Source organism: Colwellia sp., assembly GCF_013215345.1.
In the GTDB taxonomy this organism is placed as follows: Bacteria; Pseudomonadota; Gammaproteobacteria; order Enterobacterales; family Alteromonadaceae; genus Colwellia.
This window is the reverse complement of sequence record NZ_JABSOV010000043.1, coordinates 1-25618: the sequence shown is the minus strand read 5'-3', so window position 1 is coordinate 25618 and position 25618 is coordinate 1. Positions and strand designations below refer to the sequence as shown.

17 protein-coding genes are annotated in these 25618 nt (G+C 38.6%); 9 read left to right on the top strand and 8 right to left on the bottom strand.

Translation table 11 applies throughout. The annotated features are described in order from the left end of the window. Positions 1-356: 356 nt before the first annotated feature. Both HRT50_RS08680 and rdgC read left to right on the top strand, forming a co-directional pair. On the top strand, positions 357-2099 hold the full coding sequence (locus HRT50_RS08680) for a sensor histidine kinase (protein WP_291613461.1): 1743 nt from the start codon (positions 357-359) through the stop codon (positions 2097-2099). A 75-nt stretch (positions 2100-2174) separates the two neighbouring features. After that, positions 2175-3098: a recombination-associated protein RdgC gene (gene rdgC / locus HRT50_RS08675; RefSeq protein WP_291613459.1), complete on the top strand. Its 924-nt coding sequence runs from the start codon at positions 2175-2177 to the stop codon at positions 3096-3098. A 101-nt stretch (positions 3099-3199) separates the two neighbouring features. On the opposite strand, the gene HRT50_RS08670 is transcribed toward rdgC, so the two are convergent. Next, positions 3200-4042 carry an HDOD domain-containing protein gene (locus tag HRT50_RS08670; protein WP_291613458.1) on the bottom strand — a complete coding sequence of 281 codons (843 nt, stop codon included), beginning with the start codon at positions 4040-4042 and terminating at the stop codon, positions 3200-3202. Positions 4043-4311: 269 nt separating this feature from the next. On the opposite strand from HRT50_RS08670, the gene yegQ reads away from it, so the two are divergent. Both yegQ and HRT50_RS08660 read left to right on the top strand, forming a co-directional pair. After that, positions 4312-5703 (top strand): tRNA 5-hydroxyuridine modification protein YegQ, encoded by a 1392-nt coding sequence (gene yegQ, locus HRT50_RS08665; protein WP_291613456.1) that lies wholly within the window; start codon positions 4312-4314, stop codon positions 5701-5703. A gap of 83 nt (positions 5704-5786) precedes the next feature. After that, positions 5787-6032: a YfhL family 4Fe-4S dicluster ferredoxin gene (locus tag HRT50_RS08660; protein WP_291613454.1), complete on the top strand. Its 246-nt coding sequence runs from the start codon at positions 5787-5789 to the stop codon at positions 6030-6032. 63 nt (positions 6033-6095) lie between these two features. On the opposite strand, the gene cysB is transcribed toward HRT50_RS08660, so the two are convergent. Next, complete coding sequence (gene cysB, locus HRT50_RS08655; RefSeq protein WP_291613452.1) at positions 6096-7070, bottom strand: HTH-type transcriptional regulator CysB; 975 nt, start codon at positions 7068-7070, stop codon at positions 6096-6098. Positions 7071-7659: 589 nt separating this feature from the next. Between cysB and HRT50_RS08650 the strand changes: the two genes are divergently transcribed. Together HRT50_RS08650 and HRT50_RS08645 are read left to right on the top strand one after the other, a co-directional pair. Beyond that, the gene (locus tag HRT50_RS08650) at positions 7660-8430 is read left to right on the top strand and encodes a hypothetical protein (protein WP_291613450.1); all 771 of its coding nucleotides are present in this window, start codon (positions 7660-7662) and stop codon (positions 8428-8430) included. A 59-nt stretch (positions 8431-8489) separates the two neighbouring features. Continuing rightward, the gene (locus HRT50_RS08645; protein WP_291613448.1) at positions 8490-8858 is read left to right on the top strand and encodes a ribosome recycling factor family protein; all 369 of its coding nucleotides are present in this window, start codon (positions 8490-8492) and stop codon (positions 8856-8858) included. A 113-nt stretch (positions 8859-8971) separates the two neighbouring features. Here the strand turns inward: HRT50_RS08645 and topA are convergent, their stop codons facing one another. Further along, the gene (gene topA, locus HRT50_RS08640) at positions 8972-11698 is read right to left on the bottom strand and encodes a type I DNA topoisomerase (protein ID WP_291613446.1); all 2727 of its coding nucleotides are present in this window, start codon (positions 11696-11698) and stop codon (positions 8972-8974) included. Positions 11699-12114: 416 nt separating this feature from the next. On the opposite strand from topA, the gene HRT50_RS08635 reads away from it, so the two are divergent. After that, the gene (locus HRT50_RS08635) at positions 12115-13221 is read left to right on the top strand and encodes an arginase family protein (RefSeq protein WP_291613445.1); all 1107 of its coding nucleotides are present in this window, start codon (positions 12115-12117) and stop codon (positions 13219-13221) included. Between the two features lie 89 nt (positions 13222-13310). Here the strand turns inward: HRT50_RS08635 and HRT50_RS08630 are convergent, their stop codons facing one another. Further along, the gene (locus HRT50_RS08630) at positions 13311-15932 is read right to left on the bottom strand and encodes an Ig-like domain-containing protein (RefSeq protein ID WP_291613443.1); all 2622 of its coding nucleotides are present in this window, start codon (positions 15930-15932) and stop codon (positions 13311-13313) included. A gap of 266 nt (positions 15933-16198) precedes the next feature. Between HRT50_RS08630 and HRT50_RS08625 the strand changes: the two genes are divergently transcribed. Then, positions 16199-17560 (top strand): dicarboxylate/amino acid:cation symporter, encoded by a 1362-nt coding sequence (locus tag HRT50_RS08625; RefSeq protein WP_291613441.1) that lies wholly within the window; start codon positions 16199-16201, stop codon positions 17558-17560. A gap of 163 nt (positions 17561-17723) precedes the next feature. Here the strand turns inward: HRT50_RS08625 and sohB are convergent, their stop codons facing one another. After that, entirely contained in the window at positions 17724-18773 is a 1050-nt protein-coding gene (gene sohB, locus HRT50_RS08620; protein WP_291613439.1) for a protease SohB, read from the bottom strand. A 159-nt stretch (positions 18774-18932) separates the two neighbouring features. Further along, a complete protein-coding gene (locus HRT50_RS08615; protein ID WP_291613438.1) occupies positions 18933-21560 on the bottom strand; it encodes a VolA/Pla-1 family phospholipase in 2628 nt (875 codons plus the stop codon). 268 nt (positions 21561-21828) lie between these two features. Here HRT50_RS08615 and HRT50_RS08610 point away from each other — a divergent pair, with 268 nt between their 5' ends. Continuing rightward, the gene (locus tag HRT50_RS08610; RefSeq protein WP_291613435.1) at positions 21829-22572 is read left to right on the top strand and encodes a YciK family oxidoreductase; all 744 of its coding nucleotides are present in this window, start codon (positions 21829-21831) and stop codon (positions 22570-22572) included. A gap of 123 nt (positions 22573-22695) precedes the next feature. Here the strand turns inward: HRT50_RS08610 and fadD are convergent, their stop codons facing one another. Together fadD and HRT50_RS08600 are read right to left on the bottom strand one after the other, a co-directional pair. Beyond that, positions 22696-24351, bottom strand: coding sequence for a long-chain-fatty-acid--CoA ligase FadD (gene fadD, locus HRT50_RS08605; RefSeq protein ID WP_291613432.1), 1656 nt, complete (start codon positions 24349-24351; stop codon positions 22696-22698). Between the two features lie 118 nt (positions 24352-24469). Further along, the gene (locus HRT50_RS08600; RefSeq protein ID WP_291613430.1) at positions 24470-25399 is read right to left on the bottom strand and encodes an alpha/beta hydrolase; all 930 of its coding nucleotides are present in this window, start codon (positions 25397-25399) and stop codon (positions 24470-24472) included. Between the last annotated feature and the right edge of the window lie 219 nt (positions 25400-25618).

Sequence of the window (25618 nt, the reverse complement as noted above, 5' to 3'; positions counted from 1 at the left end):
TGATTGTTCAATTATTATAATTTGGCGATTTTATCTTCAGTTTGTTGTAATGAAATATTTAACTTTCGGTAAAACGATAATATGTTTCATAAACATCCCTAAATAATAAACTGTAAGTAAGTTGACTAATTTATAGTTGAACACTCTACAAGATCTTTATTACGCTTTTGTTACGGCCATAAAATTATATTGATAAATAATACCGATATATGTCTTAGTATCTATTTAGATAAAATAATGTTTCAATTGAATTAATTAACATAATTTTAGACTATCTATTTTAATTTCGCGCACTTTTAAAATGGATTTACTAGAATTAACAATAAGCGCCCAAAATCACCTAAAAGATAACTGATATGAAAATAACCAGCATATCTAGAAAGCTGCTATCTAAAGTACTCTCTGTTTATTTTATTTTGACCTTTAGTGTTACTGGCATTCAAATTATTGCTGAATATTTTAACACCAAAAGTCATATTAATAGTGAGCTACTGACATTACAAAAAACCATTAGTGGCAGTTTAACCCGGGCAGTTTGGGAGCTTAATACTCAACAAGCTGTTGATATATCAGAAGGCTTAATAGCCATTCCTATGATCAAGGGAATTACAGTAACTGATGAAGCTAACAATGTTATTACCCAACTTGGCGAAGTACTTACCCTTCCTTCTCAAGCCTCGGAAGAAATGTATAACGATCATCAAAGTATAAGTTCACTCAGTGAAGGGTTATTTGGACATTCTTTCCCATTAATATTTGAGTTTTCAGGTAGAACGACAACCGTTGGCACCGTTACTTTGTTATCGAGCAATGATGTTATATTTGCTCGGATTGAGGTAGGAATATACTTTCTCATCGGTAACGCCATTGTAAAAACCGCCTTTCTAATTTTCCTATTCTCATTGGCTTTTGCCAAGCTATTAACCGAGCCTTTACAAGAACTCACTGACCAAATGAAGCAACTCGATCTACATGATCCTGAAGCATCTAAATTTCATAATATGAATAATGAAAGAAATGAGCTTAATGTGCTCGAAGATGCTTATAACAACCTTATAGATGAGTTAATTGAATTCAAAGACAAACTTGCCTTATCACAACGAGAAACAAACTTAGCCAACGATAAATTAGATGAACAAAACTTATTACTTGAACAAGAGGTTGCTAGAAAAACCTCCACGTTAAGCAGTACCTTATTACGAATGGAAGTACAACAAAAAGACATGTTGGCTCAGCAACATCAGTTAGAAGCAGAAAATAATCGCCGCCGTAAAACCGAAAGTACGTTGATCACCACCAATAAAGATTTAAAAAGCTCGATAATTGAATTGAGTAAAGCTCAAGATAGACTATTGGAAGCCGAAAAGATGTCGTCACTTGGCGCACTGAGTGCCGAAATTTCTCATGAAATTAATACCCCTATTGGTATAAGTATTACCTCGACCAGCTATCTCTCAGATATCATCCATAAATTTCAGCAAGACATCAATGCACCACAACTGTCTAAGCGCACTATCGACAGTTTTATTGATAATGCTCAGCACAGTGTTGAGCTTTTATTAAGTAATTTACAAAGAGCTGCGGAACTAATCGCCAGCTTTAAGCAGGTAGCTGTCGATCAAACCAATGACAAAGTAAGGTTAATCAATGTCGCTAAATATCTTGATGAAATTATTCGTTCAATTCACCCGAAATTAAAGAAAACTGACCATAGTGTAAAAATCAATTGCGATCCACATATTGAAATTTATACTCATCCCGGAGCTATCGCGCAAATTATTATAAATTTAATCATCAATTCCATTGCTCATGCTTTCACAAATATAAACCAAGGCGAAATGACCATTGATATTGCTCTAGATCAGCAAAGGCTAGTGATACTTTATCGTGATAATGGTGTCGGAGTTAATGAGGAGCAGCTTGAGAAGTTATTTGATCCTTTTTACACCACAAAAGCAAGCAAAGGTGGAACTGGTTTAGGCACTCATATTATCAAGAACCTTATAGAAGACACTCTTAATGGCTCTATCGAGGCATATTCAAAAGAGAGTGAAGGCTTAAGCTATCACATGAGTTTTCCAGATATGAGGTATAGTTAAAAGCTTGCTGTCTAAAGAGCATAATTCAGGTATGATAATCGCCAAAATACTCCCTTATCAGCCTAGGAATTACTTATGTGGTTTAAAAACTTATACTTTTTTGCCTTTACTCGTCCATTTGAATGGTCAGAGGAAGACTTAGAAAAACACTTATCGGAACATCTTTTTACTCCATTGGGCTCGACTGAAGTAGCACACTTTGGTTGGATTAATGCTTTAGGCAAGCATGGCGATACTAGTGTTCATAGCTCCAACGGTAATTTTTTAATTTGCGCTCGCAAAGAAGAAAAAATGCTTCCTGCTTCCGTTATTAAAGACATGGTCGAGAAGAAAGTTAATCTACTTGAGCAAGAGCAAGGCCGTGGAGCCACTAAAAAAGAGCGCGAACAATTCAAAGAAGATATAACTTTTGAATTACTACCGCGTGCATTTTCTCGTATAACCGACACCCATGCCTATATTAGCCCAGTAAATAATATTATCGTTATCAATTCCAGTTCTCGTGGTAAAGCAGAAGACTTATTAGCATTATTACGCAAAGTACTTGGCACTCTTCCTGTTACTAGCTTTGACCCTGATATTTGTGTCGATGAAACCATGACTGATTGGCTAAATAAAAAAAGCCTAGGTGGTAAGTTCACTCTAGGAATGGAAGCAGAATTTAACGCCTTAGGTGATGATGGCGCTGTTGTTAGAGTTAAGAATCAAGACTTAATTAGCGAAGAGATTCAAACCCATTTAGATGCAGATAAATATGTTGTTAAGATAGCTCTTGAATGGGATGAGTCTCTGTCATTTATTTTATGTGAAGACTTAGCGATTAAGCGCCTTAAGTTCTTTGATGTTATCCAAGAACAAAATGACGATATTGATAGTGATGACATTGTTGCTAAACTTGATGCTGATTTTGCTTTGATGGCTGGTGAATTGAATAGATTTATTAGCGAGCTGTTAGCTGAGTTTTCTATGAAAACGACAGATCCTTTAGAAAAAGATTAACCTAGTTTATTTAAACTTTTTTGACAAAATAAGAAGGCGATAATATATCGCCCTCTTTCTTAAACACGATGATGTTAATATTTATAGCCAATATACGTTAGCTAGATAAACATTGCCCTAACTGCATCACATTTTTCTTTAAATTCAACACTGTCCATATAATTTACTTCAGGTAAGATTCCTTTCTTGGTATAACTAGTTAAAAGCGCCTGTTTAGTTGACTCATTTTTAAAGACATTGTGATAAATAGCTCCGGCACGTATGAAATCTAAATAGTGCACCTCGGTAGGCAAAATAGTTAAGTCACTCCAACTTTCTGCTAATAAGGTAAACTCTTCAGAAAATCCCCAACTGCGCGTGATTGCCCCCCCTACTCGTCCTGATAACTTAATAATAGCTTGTTGTAAAAAAGTCGGGTTAGCAAAAACATCGGGGTGATTTTCAGCCTCAGTTAAAATTGGTAAAACACCGATATTATGAATTAGTGCCGCCAAGGTTATCGTATCTAAGGAGAGCGAAGTATGTTTGTGCTCCTTTAAATACATAGCCATAAGGCTTACTGCCACCGAAGCAATATCGATAGTTTTTAACCAAGCTTTGTTCATATACATAGTTACCACATCGTTATGTGATACAAAGACCTGCTCAATTGCCATTGCCGTGGCAATACTTTTAATTTGCCTTAAACCTATACGAGTCACTGCTTGTGGAACCGTTTCAACTTTAACGCTACGTCCTAAAACCGCGTTATTAGCCACTTTAAGCATACCTAAAGATAGAGCTGGATCCTGAGCAATAATATCGCTCATATCATTTAAGTTAATCTCAGGGTCATCGGCAGCGCTTCTCACTTTTAACGCTATCTCAGGTAATGTAGGCAGTACAAGGGTGTCTTGTTTTATCTTCTCAGTCAAAATCGTATACAGGGCATTTTCAGTTGCCATAAATCCACCTTTATTTTTATTGTGCTTAACATTAAAAGTAGCACATTTTTCTAAAAGTAATATTTTTTCTTAATGATTTTCAAGTGAATAGCAAGGGCAGTTGTTAGCACAAAAAAGCGAGTTACCCCCACGACTCTGCTTAAAGCAAGGTTAACATTGATCCAGATCATGCTTAGCTTAATTGCAAATGGTAGCGGTAATCTCTATTGAGTATAATTTGCCGCCTATTTTTATTGCATCGTTATTATTTAATACTATTTGAGTACCCTATGATAAAACCTGAACTGCTTTCTCCCGCTGGTAGCTTAAAAAACATGCGCTATGCTTTTGCCTACGGTGCTGATGCCGTTTATGCCGGTCAACCACGTTACTCCTTACGAGTCAGGAATAATGAGTTTACTTTAGAGAATATTCAAATAGGTATTAATGAAGCCCATCAACTCGGTAAAAAATTCTACCTAGTAAATAATATTACTCCACATAACGGCAAGCTAAAAACTTTTCTTAAAGACATTACTCCTATTATTGCCATGCAGCCAGACGCATTAATCATGTCAGATCCTGGTCTTATTATGCTGGTTAGAGAAAACTTCCCAGACATGTCGATTCACTTATCAGTACAAGCAAATGCAGTCAATTGGGCCACGGTTAAGTTTTGGCAACAACAAGGTATAGAACGAGTGATACTATCAAGAGAGTTATCCCTTGATGAAATTGAAGATATTCGCTTTCATTGCCCTGATATGGAATTAGAAGTTTTTGTCCATGGCGCTTTGTGCATGGCGTATTCTGGTCGCTGCTTACTTTCCGGCTATATTAATAAACGCGATCCCAACCAAGGAACTTGTACTAACTCTTGTCGCTGGAAGTATGACACTCATGAAGCAAAAGAGACTGAAACGGGTGACATTATTGCTGTCAAACCTAAATCTGTTGATATTTATCTGCCAGAGCAAGATATTATCACTGCCCCACAAAAGCCTATTGATGATGTCATTTTACTACAAGAGCAAGGTCGCCCTGGTGAATATATGCCAGCATTTGAAGATGAACATGGTACCTACATCATGAACTCTAAAGATTTACGTGCGGTCGAACACGTTGAGCGCTTGGTAAAGATTGGTGTACACTCATTGAAAATTGAAGGCCGAACGAAGTCTTATTATTACTGCGCAAGAACGGCGCAAGTATATGGCAAAGCGATCAATGATGCCGTAGCAGAAAAAACATTTAATCCAAGTCTTAATACCGAGCTAGAACACCTGGCACACCGTGGCTATACCGAAGGGTTTTTACAACGTCACCGCCATGGTGATACACAAAACTATGATTACGGCTATTCAAAAAGTGATACTCAGCAATTTGTTGGTGAAGTGCTCGGACGAAATGAACAAACAGGCCTTGTTGAAATTGATGTGAAAAATAAATTCCTAACAGGAGACAGGCTTGAGTTGATGACCCCTAATGGCAATCAAACATTTACCCTACATAGGATGATTAATAGCAAAAACGGTGAAAGTATTACTGATGCAAAAGGCTCTGGCCATAAAGTAGCCATTGAGCTTGATACAGAGCTAGAACTATCTTTTAGTATTATCATGCGCTATTTAGATGAAGGTGGCACTACGCGCCATCCTTTTGTACAAAACCAACAAGCTTAGTAGCTAAAATAAAGGTTTGAACATAACAATGGCGACTATTCTGGCTATAAATAGCCTCGCATTAACTGGATGGGATTAGCAATATGGCATTAAAAATTTTAGACTCATGTATCAATTGTGATATGTGCGATCCTGAATGCCCGAACGATGCGATCTCCCTTGGCGCTGAAATTTATGAAATAGATGTAGATAAATGTACTGAATGTGTAGGCCACTATGAAAAGCCGACTTGCGTAAGTGTCTGCCCCATCGATTGTGTAAAACCAGATGCTAAAAATATCGAAAATAAAGATGATTTACAGGCGAAGTTTCTTAGTTTATATGGCTAGTTAGCTTTCAAAATACGAATCACTAGAGCAATAAGGAATTATTGCTCTAGTGATAAATCATTTTTAGCGAGTGGGTAATTTTATATCTTTTAAAAACTCATCAACCTCATGATTATTTTTCAATAACATAGCACGGGTAACAATATCTTTTGTTAAATGAGGAGCAAATCGCTCAATAAAGTCGTACATGTACGCACGTAAGAAGCTACCTCGTCTAAAACCAATTTTAGTGGTACTCGCTTTAAATAGGTGACTGGCATCAATAACAACAAGGTCGCTATCAATACGTTGGTCAATTGCCATGGAAGCAATCACGCCAACACCGACGCCTAAACGTACATAGGTTTTAATTACGTCGGCATCTGTCGCGGTGAAAGCAATTTTCGGTTTTTCACCTGCGGCATCAAAAGCGGCATCGAGCTCAGAACGTCCAGTAAAACCAAAAACATAAGTCACCAGTGAATATTGCGCAATATCCGCTATGGTGATATTTTGTTTTTTGGCTAAAGCATGATCAGGTCGAACAATGATACTTCGATTCCAATGGTAGCAAGGTAACATGACCAAATCATTGTACAAGTGTAGCGACTCTGTAGCGATAGCGAAATCAGCATCACCTTTAGCGGCTGCGTCACTTATTTGTGCGGGTGTGCCTTGAGACATATGTAATGAAACTTTACTATACCTTTTAATAAACCCCTTAATAACATCGGGTAAGGCATAACGAGCTTGAGTATGGGTGGTAGCAATACGTAATTTACCTTCATCAGGCTGAGTATGCTCACGGGCAACCGCTTTAATAGCTTCAACTTTTGATAAGATTTTCGTTGCAATATCAATGACATCTTGACCAGCTTCTGTGACATGAGTTAGATGCTTGCCACTACGACCGAATATTTGAATACCTAGCTCATCTTCAAGCATTCTCACTTGTTTAGAGATACCTGGCTGAGAGGTAAACAAACTATCTGCCGTGGCAGAAACATTTAGATTATTATTTAATACTTCAACGATGTAACGCAGCTGCTGTAATTTCATATGAATACTCAAGTGGCATTAATAAATACGAGGTTTTTAACGTTCTTATACCAAAATAATATACTTAATCGATCATTTATACCATAATAATTTTTTACTTTTTGTAAATAATATTTACCACTTCAGCTAAATTCGATAAAGTTTTTTTCCTTCGTTATACTATACCAAACAACCTCAAGATGCAGGATTCAGCTGGAATTAGAAACGTCTTTAGACAAGGCATTGATTGAAGAGAATGGTTATTCAGGAGAATAAGCTCCTGCATTCTCTATTAAGCTACATCCATGTAGCGTCCTTGTCGAAATCAATAACGACGGATAAAGCATTTCTAAACCAGCCCTACGGGGACGAACGAGCAAATCATATTCATTGTTGCGTAGGTAATTAAGGGAATGACCATTAATAAAATACGCGCCTTGATTATGAATCGCTCAGCCGTCCTGAAACGAGAATCTTGAAGTAGCTTGGGTATATATTTATAAATACCTTTGTTCAGCCATTTTTTGAGTTAAATGTGCAACTAGTCCTATGCTAAGCAATGCATTTTTTGTAGACTGCCTAGTAGTTTATTTATTCAAGAGAATCTTAGATGATCGCTATTATTGTTGGGTTAATCATTGCCTTAATCGTTATTGTTGTTGTGGTGACCTCTATTCAACAACATAAAGAAAAGTTAGAAGCGGAAAAACGCGTCAAGGTAGCTAAGCAAAAAGCGATTATAGATGAAAGTGAAGAGCTTATTTTTAATTTAGCAAACTTGCCTAGTAACCCTAACATTGTCAAAATATTAAACCGCCGCAGCTTAAATGCAGCAAAAACCATGCAAGAACTTATGCCTGAAGTTAAAGGTATCAAAAAAAGAGCTCAAGAATTAAAGTCTCGCTTACAAGCCTCTGAAGATCTTGCTGAAAATCAAGCCGGTGCCGACGATAATTTTGTCCTGCCTGATAACGAGCAACAACTCGTTGCTATTTTACAGTGTATTAAAAAATTACGCGCCGTACTTAAATCAGAGCAAAGCAAAGGTGCATTAGATGCGCAAACCTTTACCGCAGAAGATCAAAAATTAGCGACAATGCAGCTAAAAATTAACATTGAAAGTTTAGTTAAACGCGGCACTCAAGCCTTTAGTAAAGAGATGCTTGGCTCAGCCAGGCAATACTTTGAGAAGGCTCTACAAAGTTTAGCAAACAGTACCGTTAAAACTGACTATGTGGCGGCAAAGCATGCTGAGGTAACGCAACAATTAGAAGATATTACTGATGCATTGAAACATACGAATGCTAAAGATGCCGCGAAAAAAGCAAAAAGTGAAGAAAATGAATTAGACTTATTATTCCAACCGAAGAAAAAATGGTAAGTTTTTCTCTAAGCCAGCTTACTGCTGGCTTTATTTTAACAATTTAAGACCCGTTCCCCGTGGAAGTAATCCATACCATCAACTTGCCTGCCTTTGTTCGTCGAACGATGAAGGCATACGCTTTAAAAGCCCATATCAGGCAATTAGACTGTGACTTAAGCCGTATTGGCCGTTCTAGAAATTGGCAAATCAAAGCTAACTTTAGTCAAATACAAGCCCTAGTTAAACTTATCGAGCAAGAGCAAGAAGAAAGCTGGCTATGGCTTGGAAAATTACTTAAAAGAGAATATCAACATTTAAGCCATGATAACCTGTTAGCACTGGCTATTCGCCTTGATAATCTTACCGTCACCGCCTTAATGGCACTAACTGATTGTACTTTAGCACAAGCCAGAAAGGTTCTAGATAAATTAGAGGACTTAGATTAGGGCTTAGGTTAGGACTGTGTGTTGGTGCAATACTAGATATAAAAAACAGAAACAGGACAAAAAAATAGATACCCAAAGGTATCTATTTTTGTATTCAAACTAGAATAAATTCTCTAGGATGACTTTGTATCTACTTTTTTAGCGGCTTTAGCTTTACTTGCAGGCTTTTTCGCTGCTGGTTTTTTAGCAGCTTTCTTTTTCGCTACTTTTTTCTTAGGTATATCTTCTACCCACTTACCGTCAATATACTTAGCTGTCCAGCCAGTCGCTTTCGGCTTACCTTCGTCAGTAGCAATCTCAGTCATTACGTACTGCTCTTTGGTTTTACGGCTGTAACGTACTACCGCTAAATTCCCTTCATTATCTTCTGCGGGCGCATCAGCTAAGTAATAGAATTTTTCGGAAATCCTGTCTCTAAATCGTTGTAACTCAGCTACTTTCGGTGCTCTAGTTTCTCTAGAACGAGGGAAAGTATGCGCTGCTAAGAAAATACCGGCAGCACCATCACGAAGAACAAAGTGAGCGTCAGATTTTTCACATTCAAGTTCAGGTAATTGTACCGGGTCTTCTTTAGGTGGCGCAGCTTCACCACTAGCAAGCAATTTACGTGTATTCTTACACTCTTCATTAGTACAATCAAAATACTTACCAAAACGGCCAGATTTTAACTCCATAGGAGCTTCACAACGGTCACAATCTAAAATTGGACCATCGTAACCTTTAATCTTAAATTCACCCTTTTCAACTTCAATACCATCACATACTGGGTTATTACCACAAACATGTAATTTACGTGTTTCGTCAATAAGGTAACTGTCCATCGCGGTACCACATTTATCACAACGACGCATTGCCATAAGCGCTTCGGTTTCAGCATCTTCAGCTAAAACACTTTCAGCTTCTGCACCAGCCGTTAAATTCATGGTTTTGGTACAGCGTTCTTTTGGCGGTAAAGCATAACCTGAGCAGCCTAAAAACACGCCGGTTTGAGCCGTTCGAATACCCATTTTACGATTACAAGTCGGGCAATCAATATCGGTTAATACTGGCTCATTATTTTGCATACCACCATCTTCAGAGGGTTGGTCAGCTTTTGCTAATTGTTTGGTAAAGTTTTTATAAAACTCGTCTAAAACAGCTTTCCAATCAGCAGTACCACCCGCGATTTCATCAAGCTCTTGTTCCATGTTCGAAGTGAATTCGTAGCTCATTAACTTTTCGAAGCTGCCAGATAAACTGTTAGTAACAATTTCACCCATTTTTTCAGCGTAGAAACGTTTTTTGTCTAGTCGAACATAACCACGATCTTGAATCGTTGAAATAATTGACGCATAGGTTGAAGGTCTACCAATTGAACGTTTTTCTAACTCTTTTACTAATGATGCTTCACCAAAACGAGCTGGTGGCTTAGTAAAATGTTGGCTTGCTTCAATATTATCTAAGGTTAGCTTTTCACCCACTTTTAAATCAGGCAAGTGAGTATCATCACCTTTGCTTAGCTGTGGATGAACTTTAGTCCAACCATCAAATTGCATCACTCGGCCTTTAGCTTTTAAATCAAAGTTAGCTGCGCTAATTGTTAAGGTACTCACGGTATAACGAGCAGCAGTCATTTGACAGGCAACAAACTGGCGCCAAATCAGCTCATAAAGCTTCTTCGCATCAGGCTCAATACCTTCAAGAAATGCAGCTTCAAGCTTAACATTAGATGGGCGTATTGCTTCATGTGCCTCTTGTGCACCTGCTTTAGAGCCATATGTTTTTGGTTTTTCAGGTAAGTAATTTTCACCAAAGCTATCAGTAATGTACTTACGGCACATTTCTACCGCATCTTTACTTAAATTGGTTGAATCGGTACGCATATAAGTTATATGACCCGCTTCATACAAACGTTGGGCTAAGCCCATAGTACGTTTTACACCATAGCCTAATTTAGTACTGGCTGCTTGCTGTAATGTCGAGGTAATGAAAGGTGCCGACGGTGTACTTTTTGACGGTCTATCTTCACGTTTGCTGACAGCATAATCAGCCGGATTTAGTATTGCTAAAGCCGCATTAGTTTCTTTTTCAGTCGTTGGTTTAAATGCTTTGCCATTTTCGTGGGTAACATCAAGAGTTAGTACTTCACCTGTCGTTGCATGGGTATCAACAGCGATGTCCCAAAACTCTTTTGGATCAAACGCTTTAATTTCACGTTCTTTTTCGACCACTAATTTAACAGCAACAGATTGAACTCGTCCTGCTGATAAGCCACGTGCAACTTTTTTCCACAATAGTGGGCTGACCATAAAGCCAACCACGCGATCGAGAAAACGTCTCGCTTGCTGAGCATTAACGCCAGGCATACTCAATTCACCAGGGGTAGCAAATGCTTGTTGAATAGAGCTTTCAGTTATTTCATTAAAAACAACACGGCGGAATTTTTCATCGTCGCCACCAATAATCTCTTTTAAATGCCAAGCAATCGCCTCTCCCTCGCGATCCAAATCGGTTGCGAGATAGATAATGTCAGCTTTTTCTGCCAGCTTTTGCAGTTCACTAACAACTTTTTCTTTACCTGGCAGTATTTGATAATTGGCTGCCCAGTTATTTTCTGGGTCAATGCCCATACGATTGACAAGCGCTTGTTTATCGCGCTTTGCTTTATATTTGGCTTTTGCTGCAGGTGCCATCTTACGCACCTCAGCCGGAGACTTAGCAGCAACTTTTTTACCAGTGCTACTGTGCGGAAGATCACGTATATGACCAACACTCGACTTTACAATAAAGTCTTTGCCTAAATATTTATTAATTGTTTTCGCTTTGGCTGGCGACTCGACAATAACCAGTGATTTTGCCATAAAAATTTATAATCCTTCGATAAAGGCAAATTATTTTTTGCCTTTTTATTCAAACGCTAATCTAATCAACAAAGTGCGAGCGTACTTGTTATGACCATGCTAGCGATAAAAAAAACATGTTATTTAAAATTAATTTCTGCATAACTATCTATAGGTATATCTATAAATATGCAAACTGACAAGTAATTATTTTACTTCTCAGGGAATGCTATTCACCCACATAGGGGTTTTAGCTATAATAGGCATTTATTGATAACACTGTGCGCTAAGTGACACTTTGCCTATTTTTAGCGGCAATCATAATAGACTTTGCGATAAAACATAAGAGCATATTGTTAAAAAATTTAAATTTTGAACCTATAAGGGTCACCTGCATCAACAGATGATCCGAGTAAATAATCAAACAGAGACTTCAAATGACAACTATTACATCAGCATTTTATAACAAACTCAGCAATTGTTTGTGTCCACCTGGCAACGGCGTATTTACCGTTAATACCGCTAAAGAGCGTAAAGAGCAATTACATAAAACTATTTTCGGACAAGCAGTGGATGTTGATGATTTATGGAAAGCATCGTTAAATAAGCTGCCAGAGGCGTCTAAAGCTGTTATTTTAGGTATAGCATCAGATTGTGGTGGCGGAATTTTACGTGGCGCTAACTGGGGACCGTTATTCTTGCGCGCTAATTTGCTAGAGAACTATCCCGAGCTGACCGCTTTTGACATGGGCGATATTCGTGTTATTCCTCATTTGCTTGCAGACAAGTATTTAAATGAAGCGACAATAGCCAATTGCAGAAAGGCGCTTTATCAAGATGAGCACAGTAACTATGCCATTAGCCCATTAACTATCACTGAAGATGTCTTGCATGACTTTTATGCTGAATTCCCTGAAAAAGGTATTTTTGGTATTGGCGGTGATCACAGTGTAAGTTACCCGTTAACCAAAGCTTACTTACAAGCTAAAAAGCAGCAAGGTAAACGTGCCGCGATAATCCACTTTGATGCCCATACCGATTTATTGGTTGAACGTTTAGGCATTGATTTATGTTTCGGCTCTTGGTGTACCCATATTTTAGATGACCTGCATGAAAAACATCACCTCATTCAAGTTGGCATTCGCTCTAGCGGCAGACCACAAAGTCACTGGGAAGATACCTTTGGTGTTAGACAACATTGGGCAAAAGATATGAAAGCCCATGGTATCCAACAAACCATAGAGAATATTCTTAACCAACTTAAAGATGAAAATATTGACGAGCTTTATGTAAGCTTTGATATAGATGCCATTGATGAAAGCTTTGCTAGTGCAACCGGTACGCCAGAGCCTGATGGCTTAATGCCAAGTGATGCCATGGATATCTTGCGTGCCTTAGCAGCTAAATACCCCATTACCGGCGCTGATATGATGGAGATTGCCCCTTTCACTGATAGCTCAGGTCAAGGTGAAGTGGGTCGAGATAAAACCCTGAAAGTAGGTGCTGAGATTTCGGCATTTTTGCTTGAAGAGATGGCTAAGTAATCGATTCAAAGAAATAAGATTTTAATAAAAAACTAGTTAAAGATCAAAAAAAGGCTCCTAAGGAGCCTTTTATCATTTAATCTAACTTATTAATCGGGAACTGAACAATTTTGATTGCCCCCAAAAGGACCTTCGAGCCCTACCCCTTGTGTTGGTGGAGTTAGATCTTCTGAATTTACATCATTTGCTGCTACAGGTAATGTAAAAATCGTTTGATTTAAACTTTCACTACCTGTGACGTTAGCCGAAGCAATTAAATGTATATCAACCCAATGAGCATAACTTTGCCCATAATTGATTTTTACAATCGCTCGTCCATCTTCATCTGTCGTTACTGTTCCATCTGCTTTGGCAACATTACCAGGTGTTAACAACCCATCATTATTAGTGTCTTCTCCAAAATCTAAAATACCATTTAAATTGATATCTTCATTATCACAAAAAATAGTTGCTGTTCGTGCTTGAACATCACCAACTACAGCGTCAGTAATCCACACTTTAAATTTATCCCCATCATATAATCTTGTCCAGTAGCCTTTATAATACCGCTCAGGGATTAGAGAAATGGTTAATTCGACATTCGCCACGGGATTAGAATCGACATCTGTAACAAATACTGAGAATTCCTTAATGTAATCCGTAACATCTGGTTCTTCTATTGTATTACCCGTACCCAAAGTAATAAACAGCTCCCGGTCAGCAACAGTTAAATTAACCGTATCTGTAACAATTGGCAGACTACCAATCACTGTCGCGGTAATCGCAACCCCCTCATGGGCAGAGGTATTATTTGAAGTATAAACGGTAGATGCGCTGCCATTACTATCAGTTACTGCAGTAGCAGGGAATATTTCACCACCACTAATATCGTCTACTTCAAACTTTATAGTTTTATTTTTAACCAAATTACGATTAACATCTCTTACTACCACAGATATAGTTGACGTTTGCTGATTAGGGCCAATTGAGCTTGGTGAGGCTTGCGCTATTATTGTCGCAGCAGTATCTGCATAAAACTCAAATTCAAGCTGATTTGTTAACTCAATAACCTTGCCATCAAAAGTGTCCGTACCAACAAAAGTAACTAGGGCTTTGCCAGCATTATTGGACGTTAATGTTGCTGTTACTTCGCCATTGACATTAGTAGATGCCATATCAACCGATAAGACTCCTCGGGTAGTAGTAAAGCCAACTGGCACACTTGATACCGGAGAACCATTTCTTTGCCAAGTAAGCGTTACAGTAGCCGTTTGTAGCAAAGAAACATCTGGGACAATAGGTGTGTCTGATGGGTTAACCGTGTCAACTCCGTTACTAAAATTAGTGAATAAGAATGAATCTGCTTGAACAGAAACACTCTGGTTAGCCGAGGCACCAAGGGCTGTAATAACAAGAGTATTAGTACCACTAGAAACACCTGTTACTTGTATCGTGGCTTGCCCTTCTGCGTCTGTTGTTACCAAGGCTGGAGTAGGGAGTTCTATGCCTGCTTCGCCTCCCCCCAAAGATATTGCTACATCGGTTTTTGCCACGCCATTACCATCTGAGTCTAGTACTTTAACTATATAATTCGTCTTATCATCTAATGCTAAAGAGCTTGAACCCGTTAAAGTTAATATTGTACCAACAACATCTATTTCTAGAGAATCGCTAATATCCCCACTCGTTACGGTAACTAATATAGTCCTATTGCTCGGTTCATCTTCAGTCGATAACATCATCGACACTTTACCGTCTGGGCCAGTAACGTTTGTACTATTACCACTGTTATCGATAATCTTTGCTAAAGCACCTGAGTTAGCCGCAAAGTTAATAGTGACTCCTTCAAGTAGATTATTATTTTCGTCTTTAGCTATGACTGATAACTCTATAGTTTGAGCACCGCTCGAGGCAATTTGCGGTGAGCTAGCAAATAACCGAATAGAAGCGGCCACTGGTTCACCTACAATAACTTTTACTCCATCACCGACACTAGTGAAACCAATTTTAGTAAAGCCTGTATCTGAACCTAAACCTGTAGCAGTAGCTGTAACTTCAACACCACCAGCAACATCAGTTACTTTAACAATAATTGACGCTATACCCGAAGCATCGGTAACCGCAGTACCTATAGCAGGATCAAAAGTGGCCATAGTTGCATCATTCAAGGTAAATGTTACAAGTTGACCTTCCAAGCCCTCACCGTTGTCAAGTGATAGTATACTTGCAGAAATGGTTATTGCATTAGCCGCTGATAAATCTCCTGCTGACTTTTCAAGGCTAATTTTAGCAGCACCAGATGAACCATCGTCACTTTCACCATCCCCGACACTATCAAAACTAATATTATCAGACTCACTTTCATAGCTGGCGATAACATTAACCGAGCCTTTTACATCGGTTACTTTTATCACTATTGTAGCAACGCCATTTGCATCCGTTGTCGCAGTGCCCACGACAGGGTCAAATGTAGCAGAGCGTTCAATGGCTAAAGTAAAGCTAACCGTTTTATTAGCCACAGCATTACCATTATTTAGAACAGTAGCTGAAACAGTAATATTATTAATCGCAGATAAATCACCATCGGACTTTGTAACGGTTAAAGTTACGGCATCTCCGGTACCACCGCCATCACCACCACCGGTAAGATCACCATCTCCATCACCACAGGCTACTAAAGTCATCATCGACATGAGTAACATGGTAAAACTTAAACGTCGAAGTAACTGCATAAAGCTTCCCTAAATTTATTTTTAATTTTACATACTTTAACCATATTAACTTATAAATAACAAAAAGGTACTGGTTATTAAAAAAAAATTAGCTTCAGTTAATGAGTTAACCATTTTTTAACTTATTGCAGCTTTATCAATAGCTGTAATAAAGTAGTTTTTAATCTAGGCAATTATTGCTAACCTTAGCGCTGAAAATTGGAAGTGTAATATATGTATAATAATTACAACTTAACTTACAACCTAGCTGAAGTAACATAGACACTATGACAATTGAACAAACAACTTCCCCTACCCTCAAAAAAACCAGTTTAACCAGCCGTATTGTTATCGGTATGGTTAGCGGTATTTTTTTAGGAACCTTCTTGCAGTGGTTAATGCCAAATGGCTCTGACAAGCTTATCAACCTTTATTTTTTTGATTTATCCCTAAGAGGTTTACTGGTTGATGGTGTGCTAGAAGTCATAGGGCAAATATTTATGGCCAGTTTGCGTATGCTCGTTGTACCACTAGTTTTTGTCTCACTAGTTTGTGGCGTTTGCTCGTTGAAAGATACCAGTAAACTTGGCCGAATCGGTGGTAAAGCTATTGGTTTATATCTTGCCACCACCGCCATTGCTATCAGTTTTGCTATTTTTGTCGCCTTGCTTATTGCTCCGGGAGAAGGAGTAAATATGGTATCGAATAGTAGTTTTACCAGTAGAGAAGCGCCGTCTTTAGCGCAAGTTATAATCCAAATGTTCCCTACCAACCCTTTTGCTTCATTTGCCCAAGGCAACATGTTACAGATAATTGTTTTTGCACTGCTCTTTGGTATTGCCATTGCACTTTCAGGAAAAGCTGGTGAACGCATAGCTTCATTATTTGAAGATTTAAGTGAAGTGATCATGCGCTTGGTTACCATTTTAATGAATATCGCCCCTTATGGCGTTTTTGCATTATTAGCAACCTTATTTACCACAGTGTCACTAGACACCTTTGGTAACTTAATAAAATACTTCTTTGTCGTATTCTTTGTCTTAGTTATTCATGCTTTAGTGACTTACCCTATTATCTTAAAAATGTTAACCGGTTTAAATCCGCTGATCTTTTTAAAGAAAATGCGCGACGCTGCTATTTTTGCCTTCTCGACTGCCAGCTCTAACGCAACTATTCCAGTCACCTTAGAAACTGCAACTAAGAAGATGGGTGTTAAAAACTCTATTGCTTCATTTACTGTACCACTAGGTGCCACCATTAATATGGATGGCACAGCAATTATGCAAGGTGTCGCCACCGTATTTATCGCACAAGTATTTACTCAAGACTTAACTTTGGCTGACTACTTAACCGTTGTACTTACCGCGACTCTCGCCTCTATTGGCACGGCAGGTGTTCCAGGTGTTGGTTTGATTATGCTAGCCATGGTATTAGATCAAGTAGGTTTACCTGTGGAAGGTATTGCGTTAATTATAGGTGTTGACCGTATACTTGATATGACACGTACTGCAGTTAATGTTACCGGCGACAGTATGGTCAGTGTAGTAATTGCTAAGAGTGAAGATCAGTTTGATGAAGATATGTATTTAGACCCAAAAGCCGGTCATAACATTGAAGAGATTGATTTTAAGCACTTAAAAGATAACTAAAGACTAGCCTTATAACTGGCTAATAGTGATTAAAAAAGCCTTGTTGAGTAAACTCAGCAAGGCTTTTTTGTAGGTATCAGAATGAGGTTATGAATTAGTTACTGTAAAAGCAAAACTAGCGAGCCAATGATTAACTCGTGCCAGCTTCATATCTATCTCATACCTAACTTGGAAAAATATTATTGCGTTGTAACAGCTTGCCGATAAAGCTTTCTGCAGATAATGAAGCTGCTTTTGAAAACTTCTCTGCTAAGCCTTTCTTCACTTCAAACTTTATCGCTACTACTTTATGACTTTTACTTTTCCCTTGTAAGTAGTCATCACTGGTTTGGATGCTATCAACTAAACCAAGCTCTAAGGCGGTAGTACCAAACCAGTGCTCACCGGTTGCAACTTTTGCAATATCTAAGCTAGGTCTACGCTCACTAACAAAGTTTTTAAATAACACATGGGTTTCTTCCAACTCTTCAATAAACTTCTCTTTACCTTTCTCTGTGTTTTCACCAAACATAGTGACTGTGCGTTTAAATTCGCCGGCAGTAAATTGCTCAAATTCAATATCATGCTTTTTCAATAACTTGTTGAAATTTGGTACCTGAGCAATAACACCAATAGAGCCTAAAATAGCAAAAGGAGCGGAGATAATATTGTTAGCTACACACGCCATCATATAACCGCCACTAGCCGCTACTTTATCTACTGATACGGTCAGTGGAATATTATGCTGACGAATACGGTCAAGTTGTGAAGAGGCTAGACCATAGCCGTGCACCATACCGCCGCCACTCTCTAAACGAACAAAAACTTCATCTTCAGGCTTAGCCACAGAAAGTATAGCTGTCACTTCTTCACGTAACGAACTAACTTCTTTAGCATCAATACTGCCATTAAAATCAACGACAAAAACATGAGCTTTACTTGGCTCAGCATCTTCGCCAGCTTTTGCTTTTGCTTTATCGGCTTTAGCTTTTTCTTTTGCTTGTTTTTTATCGGCTTTTTCTTTTTCTTTATATTCTTCCTTGGTTAATAAGGCATGAATAATATCTTCTTCGGTCTCGATAAATTGCTCAGACAAGTCGGTGATTTCAAGCTCACCTTTTTTGTGTTGCTGTTTCATCGCTGCACCAGCAATGGCTATAATAATGGCAATAACAGCCAAAACGAAAGTAACAGTTTTTGCTAAAAACATTCCGTATTCGTATAAAAATTCCAAGAGAACTCCTGAGGATTAATTGTTAAAAAATGGCAAAAATAATGCTGGTAATTCTACACTATTTTATTCGCTTGCAAACAATTGATAAAACGATATAAATACTAGGCAAAAAAAAGCCCTCAAAAGAGGGCTTTCCAAAATAAAATGTACTAATAAAATTTATTTAACCACATCAGTATTAGTTACTTTTATCAATTGTCCCATAGTAGCAAAGAAACCGACAACTTGACCTTGCATTTCTTGAGTGACAGCACCTGTTACTAGAGGATCTTGCACTGAAACACTGTTAGGAACAGGGTCTAATATTGAACCATGATGGCCATAAATGAAGCGTACCGCACCAGAGCCTTCAGTATCACTACTAACAGTTGGCAAACCAAGTAAAGCTATCGCACCTTCAGTACCACCAAATGGCGTAGTAGTTACCCTATTTGGTACAACTTGGTCTGAGCAGTTATCAGTGGCTAAGATATCTTTACATACACCACCATCACTATCAACGCCATTACCTACCACTTCTATTAAGTGTGTTGGTGTTGCATTCGCTTGAATGATACCAGCATAGTTTGCTGGGTCTCCAGCATCAGTTACCGTTTGCGCGGCAAAGACAAATTGAGTGAAAGTAGCATTTAGACCAGCTTGTTGTTCAGCAGTTAATGCTGCATAAAAAGCTAAATACGCTACAACGATCTCTTTTTCAGTTGCAGTAGACTTACCATTGTCATCTAGCGGGTATATTGCATCAAGCATTGCTTTAAACTCAGGCGAGGCACTGTAGGTTAAGTTAGCTTTTATCAAGTTACCAAAAGAGCCTGACTCCATCAATAGGTTAGCAATCATCACACCCGGCATTGCTAAAGTATTAGTATTCACTGCAAATAATGGGTCTACTTGCGGATCAAGCGCAGTATTTGTTAAAGCAACAAAGTTGATGCCTGTAATAGCACCTAATGAATGCCCTAAGAAGTGTACATTGGCGCTATCAACTTTTATTTGATTACCTTCTGTATGAAGGCCACCTAAGAAGTTTAAACCTAAGCGTAAACCAACTAAGTCTGATGTTGACTGACGTAAATTATCACGTGTAGTTAACAGGCTCGCTAGGTTCATATAGTGAGTGGCTGAAACTGTTGAAGCATTAATATCATCAACTCCATCAGGAACATCATCAGGGCCAGTTATATCAAAACCACGGCTACCACCAGGAAATAAACCACCAAGGGCATCAGGATCACCATGTAAAGGATGGTTAATTGCGACTGTTGCAAAGCCATACGCTGAAAGAATACCTGTGATGGCTAACATATCTTCTTTTTTCGATGTTATTCCGTGTTGCAATATAACAACCGGCCAGCCATTATCTGGTTCAACTAAATCAGCAGATAAACCTAAATTTGGACGAACAGCATTCGCTACATTTACATCCGGCGTAGTCATTTGCACAACAACAGGCATGTTAGCATTAGCTTTAGGCACAGGACTAAATTTGGTTAAATGACGTTTCGTATCAAAACCAAGTGCTCTAAGACCTGGAGCAGGCAAACCTTTTGCCGCCGATATCGCTATACAAGTGCCATCATCAACACTCACTGGCTCAGTTGGGATAGTTTCAGGAGGAAGCTGTCCCGCGGCAATCTTTGCAGCCACGCCAGCCAATATAGCACCCGAATCACATAACGACTTCCACCAATCATTCATAGGAGCCATACCATTTTCAGCGGTCGGTACACCTAGATAATAAGGTAATGTAATACTACCTTGCATAAAGTTAGCTGTTGAGTATAACGGTACTAATGATTGTGGGATTTTGTTTTTGTCAAAGTCAGGGTGCCCTTCAGGATAAGGAGCTAAAATATTAGCAACAGACATCCCGGTATCTTGAACACCTATTGTTGGAATACCTTTCATTGCATTAGCAACCATCGCAGGTACATTATTAGCCATTAAAGCTTTAGTGGTCGCTAATACATCAACAGTCGATTGTGTAGTGAATGCCATAGTGTAAATTAAGGCATCTTTATCAGCACCCGCTACTGCAATCGCATTTTCATAACTATTTATCACACCTTGCAAACTCTTTTGATCATCAGTCACTAATGGGTGATTAGTAATATCTTGACGAACAGCTTCATAAGTTAATGAAGCTGCAACAGCTGTACCATTACTGTCTTTTAAGTTATTGGTTAAAGCTAGAATATAAGTTGTTTTTGCTTTCAGAGGTTTTAAAGGAATAATTGCAATACTATTGCCTGATGCTTGAGCTGCAAAGTCAACACCAAAGGTTAATTCACCAACAACCGTACAAGCTGCACCACGAGGCACTTCTTCACAACCAGGATCACCACCCATTAAGGTTTCAAATATTTTTACTGAGGCAGGATTTACCACAGAGCTGCCATCAAGTGATGTGCCCGCAGGGAAATCAATAGCAAGTACAAATGGATTAGTCGTTGACCAACCATCTATAGCTCCCATTGCAGTAGATGGTTCAGCATAATTAGGCGATTCAATCTCATTTCCCTCTTCATCCTTTTCACCTGAAATTATATTGCCGTCTTTATCCCTTTTAATAGGCATATGTAAGGTACCATCAGGAGAACCCGAGAATAATAAATCATTAGGGACTGATAAAACGCCATTAGAAGGGTCAAAAACAATACGTGCTAACGGCATTACCGCTGAGCCATTTCCTGCCACTTCTTTTTGTACATCTTCGATTGTTTCGCTATCACAGGCACTTAAACCAAGTGCGCTAATAATAGCAAGACTGAGAGCTAGCTTTTTCATGTTATATTCCCCAATGCCTTAATTTTTATTATGTATATTTGTTAAAGTTATTTTACTTTTAAAGTTCAAACTACCGTTTGAATAACTAGTTAGACCAGTTAAAGTTACCCCAAGATGTCACAAGGTGCTAGTAGTTTTTTACTTTTTTGTATTATTTTGTCTTAGTTTGTGTTGTTTTTCATGTTAATAAACTTTTTTCTCGTCAATGAAAATGTCAACGAGTAGAATAGACAGGTATTTTTCTCACACACAGCGAAAAGATCCTAAGATGTTTAATTATTCAATAAAAGATGCTTGTTTAAACAACAAAATCATTCTAGTTACCGGTGCTGGTGCTGGTATTGGCCGCACTGCTGCATTAACTTATGCCAAACTTGGCGCGACAGTAATTCTTCTTGGTAAAACGGTTAGTAAGCTTGAAGCTGTTTATGATGAAATTGTAGCCCTTGGCCAAGCTGAACCCGCTATTATCCCTCTAGATTTAAAGGGTGCCACGAAGCAAAACTATATTGATATGTGTTCAACAATTGTCAGCCAATTTGGTCGACTAGATGGTGCATTACTTAATGCCTCTATTTTAGGTGAGCTTACGCCATTTACTCAAATTCATGAGCAAGTATTTAATGATGTAATGAAAGTGAATGTCACCGCGCAATATCTATTGGCCCAAGCATTAATACCAACATTATTGTTAGCACCAAAATCATCTTTGATTTTTACCTCATCAGGTGTTGGCAATCAAGGGCGCGCTTACTGGGGACCATATAGCATGTCAAAATTTGCCACTGAAGGCATGATGCAAGTTATTGCTGATGAATATGACACTAGCAGTATGCGTACTAATGCAATTAACCCAGGCGCTACTAATACCAACATGCGCTCGTGTGCATTCCCTGCTGAAGATAAAACAGTAATTGCTAGCCCAGAAGATATTATGCCTTTATATGTTTATTTGATGTCTGATGACAGTGTTGAAGTAAATGGTCAAACCTTAAAGGCTCAGCAAGATTAAACTACTAGGGTAATCCTCTAGAAAATTTACCATAAAAAAAGGCAAGCTATGATAGCTTGCCTTTTTAATGAGTCATTTTGATTAGCTGTTTGCTTAATCAATACATTGTACTGCTCTATTGTATTAGCGAAGCTCTCTTCTTAAGATTTTACCGACATTGGTTTTTGGTAGCTCTTTACGAAACTCAACCAATTTTGGTACTTTATAATTAGTAAGGTTTTCGCGACAATGCTTAATCAGCGATTCTTCCGTTAGATCATCGGACTTACTGACCACGAATATTTTCACAATCTCACCAGAGACATCATGCGGAACACCAATTGCTGCAGACTCTAGTACGCCGTCATGCATGGCCAGTACTTCTTCAATTTCATTCGGGTAGACATTAAAACCAGAAACGATAATCATGTCTTTTTTACGATCGACTATAGTAAAAAAACCTTTATCATCCATCATGGCAATATCGCCCGTAGCAAACCAGCCATCTTTTAATACTTCGGCTGTAGCTTCCACGCATTTATAATAACCTAACATCACCTGAGGACCTTTAACCCACATCTCTCCAGACTCACCAATGTCAGCTTCACTGCCATCTTCACGCATAATTTTAACATCGGTTGAAGGCGCTGGAATACCAATAGTGCCATCATAAGCAGCAAGATTGTATGGGCTTATAGAAACCATAGGTGCACATTCGGTTAAACCATACCCTTCCAACAAGCGTGAACCTGTAACTTGTTGCCAACGTTCAGCTACTGGTCGTTGCACAGCCATGCCGCCACCCAGTGACATTTTTAGGGTACTGAAGTTTATATCGCTAAAACCAGGGGTATTCAACAATCCATTAAATAACGTGTTAACGCCAGTTATCGCAGTGAATGGATATTTTGATAACTCTTTAACAAAGTTTGGCATATCTCTAGGATTGGTAATCAATAAGTTGGTGCCACCTAAAGTAAAGAAGGTTAAGCAATTCGCCGTTAAGGCAAAGATATGATAAAGCGGTAAAGCAGTTACTACTAACTCGTTACCCTCTTCCAGTAATGGACTGATAGCGGCTTTAGCTTGCTGTAAGTTTGCCACCATATTGCGATGCGTTAACATTGCACCTTTAGAAAGACCTGTAGTACCACCGGTATATTGCAAGAAGGCAAGATCATCACCGCACAATGCTACTGGCGTCAATTTAAGCTTCATACCTTGTGCTAATACTTTATTAAAGCGCACGGCACCGGGTAGGTTAAACGCAGGTACCATCTTTTTAACATACTTAACGACGCAATTTACTACAGTGCCTTTAACTAAGCCTAAGCGATCACCCAGTGATGTCATAATGACATGTTTCACCGGCGTCTTATCAATCACTTTCTCAAGAGTCTGCGCAAAGTTTTCGATAATTAACATTGCTTTAGTATCAGAGTCTTTTAATTGATGCTCAAGCTCACGGGCGGTATACAAAGGGTTTACGTTAACAACCGTAAGGCCTGCTAACAAAGCGCCAAATAATGCAATAGGATACTGTAAACAGTTAGGAACCATGATGGCGAATTTATCGCCTTTCTCTAAGCCTAAATCTTGTTGTAAATAAGCAGCAAAAGCCGTTGCTTGTACTAAAAGCTCTTCATATGATATTGAAGCGCCCATATTAATAAATGCAGTTTTATCACTATATTGAGTAGAGTATTTAGTGAACATGGCGACAATGGATGGATACTTATCAGCATCTATTTCGAATGGCACTTCACTTGGGTAACTTTTTTCTAACCAAATTTTTTCCACAATGGCTTTCCTCAATAGGTTATTACGTTGTTATTTTGATAACAATTATTTTATTTATAGCAACTCTTATTTTAATACCACTGTTTTAGCAAAATTTTCATCATTGCGCCAGTAAAATTTAAACGCTTGTTTGAATTTTATTAAAAAAATTACTAAGTAAATATGATATTTCTTTCGTTTGCTCCATATGAACATGGTGACCACCTGACAAGCGGATAGTTGTCAGGTTATCCACACTGGCTGAAAACTGCTCTACCCCTGTGGCAACCATATCCATGCCTTTATCACCATAAATTAATTGCAGCGGGCATTTAATATCACTAAAAAGCTGTTGCCCTTGCGCTAGGCTTAATCGATAAGGTGAAATAGTTCGTAAGCGTGTGTCTGAGCGCCAACGATATAAAGTACTAGCATCATCTCCCGCTATACTATTACTTGGCTGAGGTTTAACCTCTAGCAATGATCTTTGTACAATCAATTTTGCATGTTCGATTTTTAAGTCACAAACATGCATGCGTGCTTTAATAGCTGTTTCTTCGGAAAAAGCCCGGTTTGACTTAACTGGCTTTACTCGGCTCAACACGCCTTTTCTTAACTGGCTAGTTGTTTGCTCTGTTGGCGCACAAATAAAGCCAAATGAGTCAATCAAGGTCAGTGACTTTACCTTTTCTGGAAAAGCCGCTGCAAATGCACTTGCAATCATAGCGCCCATTGAGTGCGCAACGATATCAATGGCAGGCCAATTATTAAGGCTAAACAAAGCCACTAAATCACTAACATAATCAAAAAAATGGTAATGAGCCCCAACACTGCGATGGTCTGAATGACCATGTCCAGGCCAATCTAAGGCAATAATACGTCGACTCGCGAGTAAATCACCTTGTTGCACTGTTTGCTGCATTATTTGCTGCATAAAAGGTAAAAAGCTTGCGGCATTATCCAAGTAACCATGTAAGCATAGCACTGGTTGGTGCTCTTTATTGCCACAAGCTAGTGCTGCTAATGTTAAGTCCTCAAGTTGAAAACTCAGCGCTTCAATTTTCATCATACCTGCCATAAAAGTTAGCCATAAGGGTTAGGCCCTTGATTTAAGCATAAGACTTTTGATTGGTTTTAATTAAAGAGTAAAGCGCTGCCATGGCTAACACGCACCATATTAAAACCCAAACCAACTCAGGCACCATAGTCATTGAGGCCAAAGCCGCACCATCACCTAAATCACGACCATCAAATAAATAGGTTGGGCTAAACAAGCAGTTTAATAAAA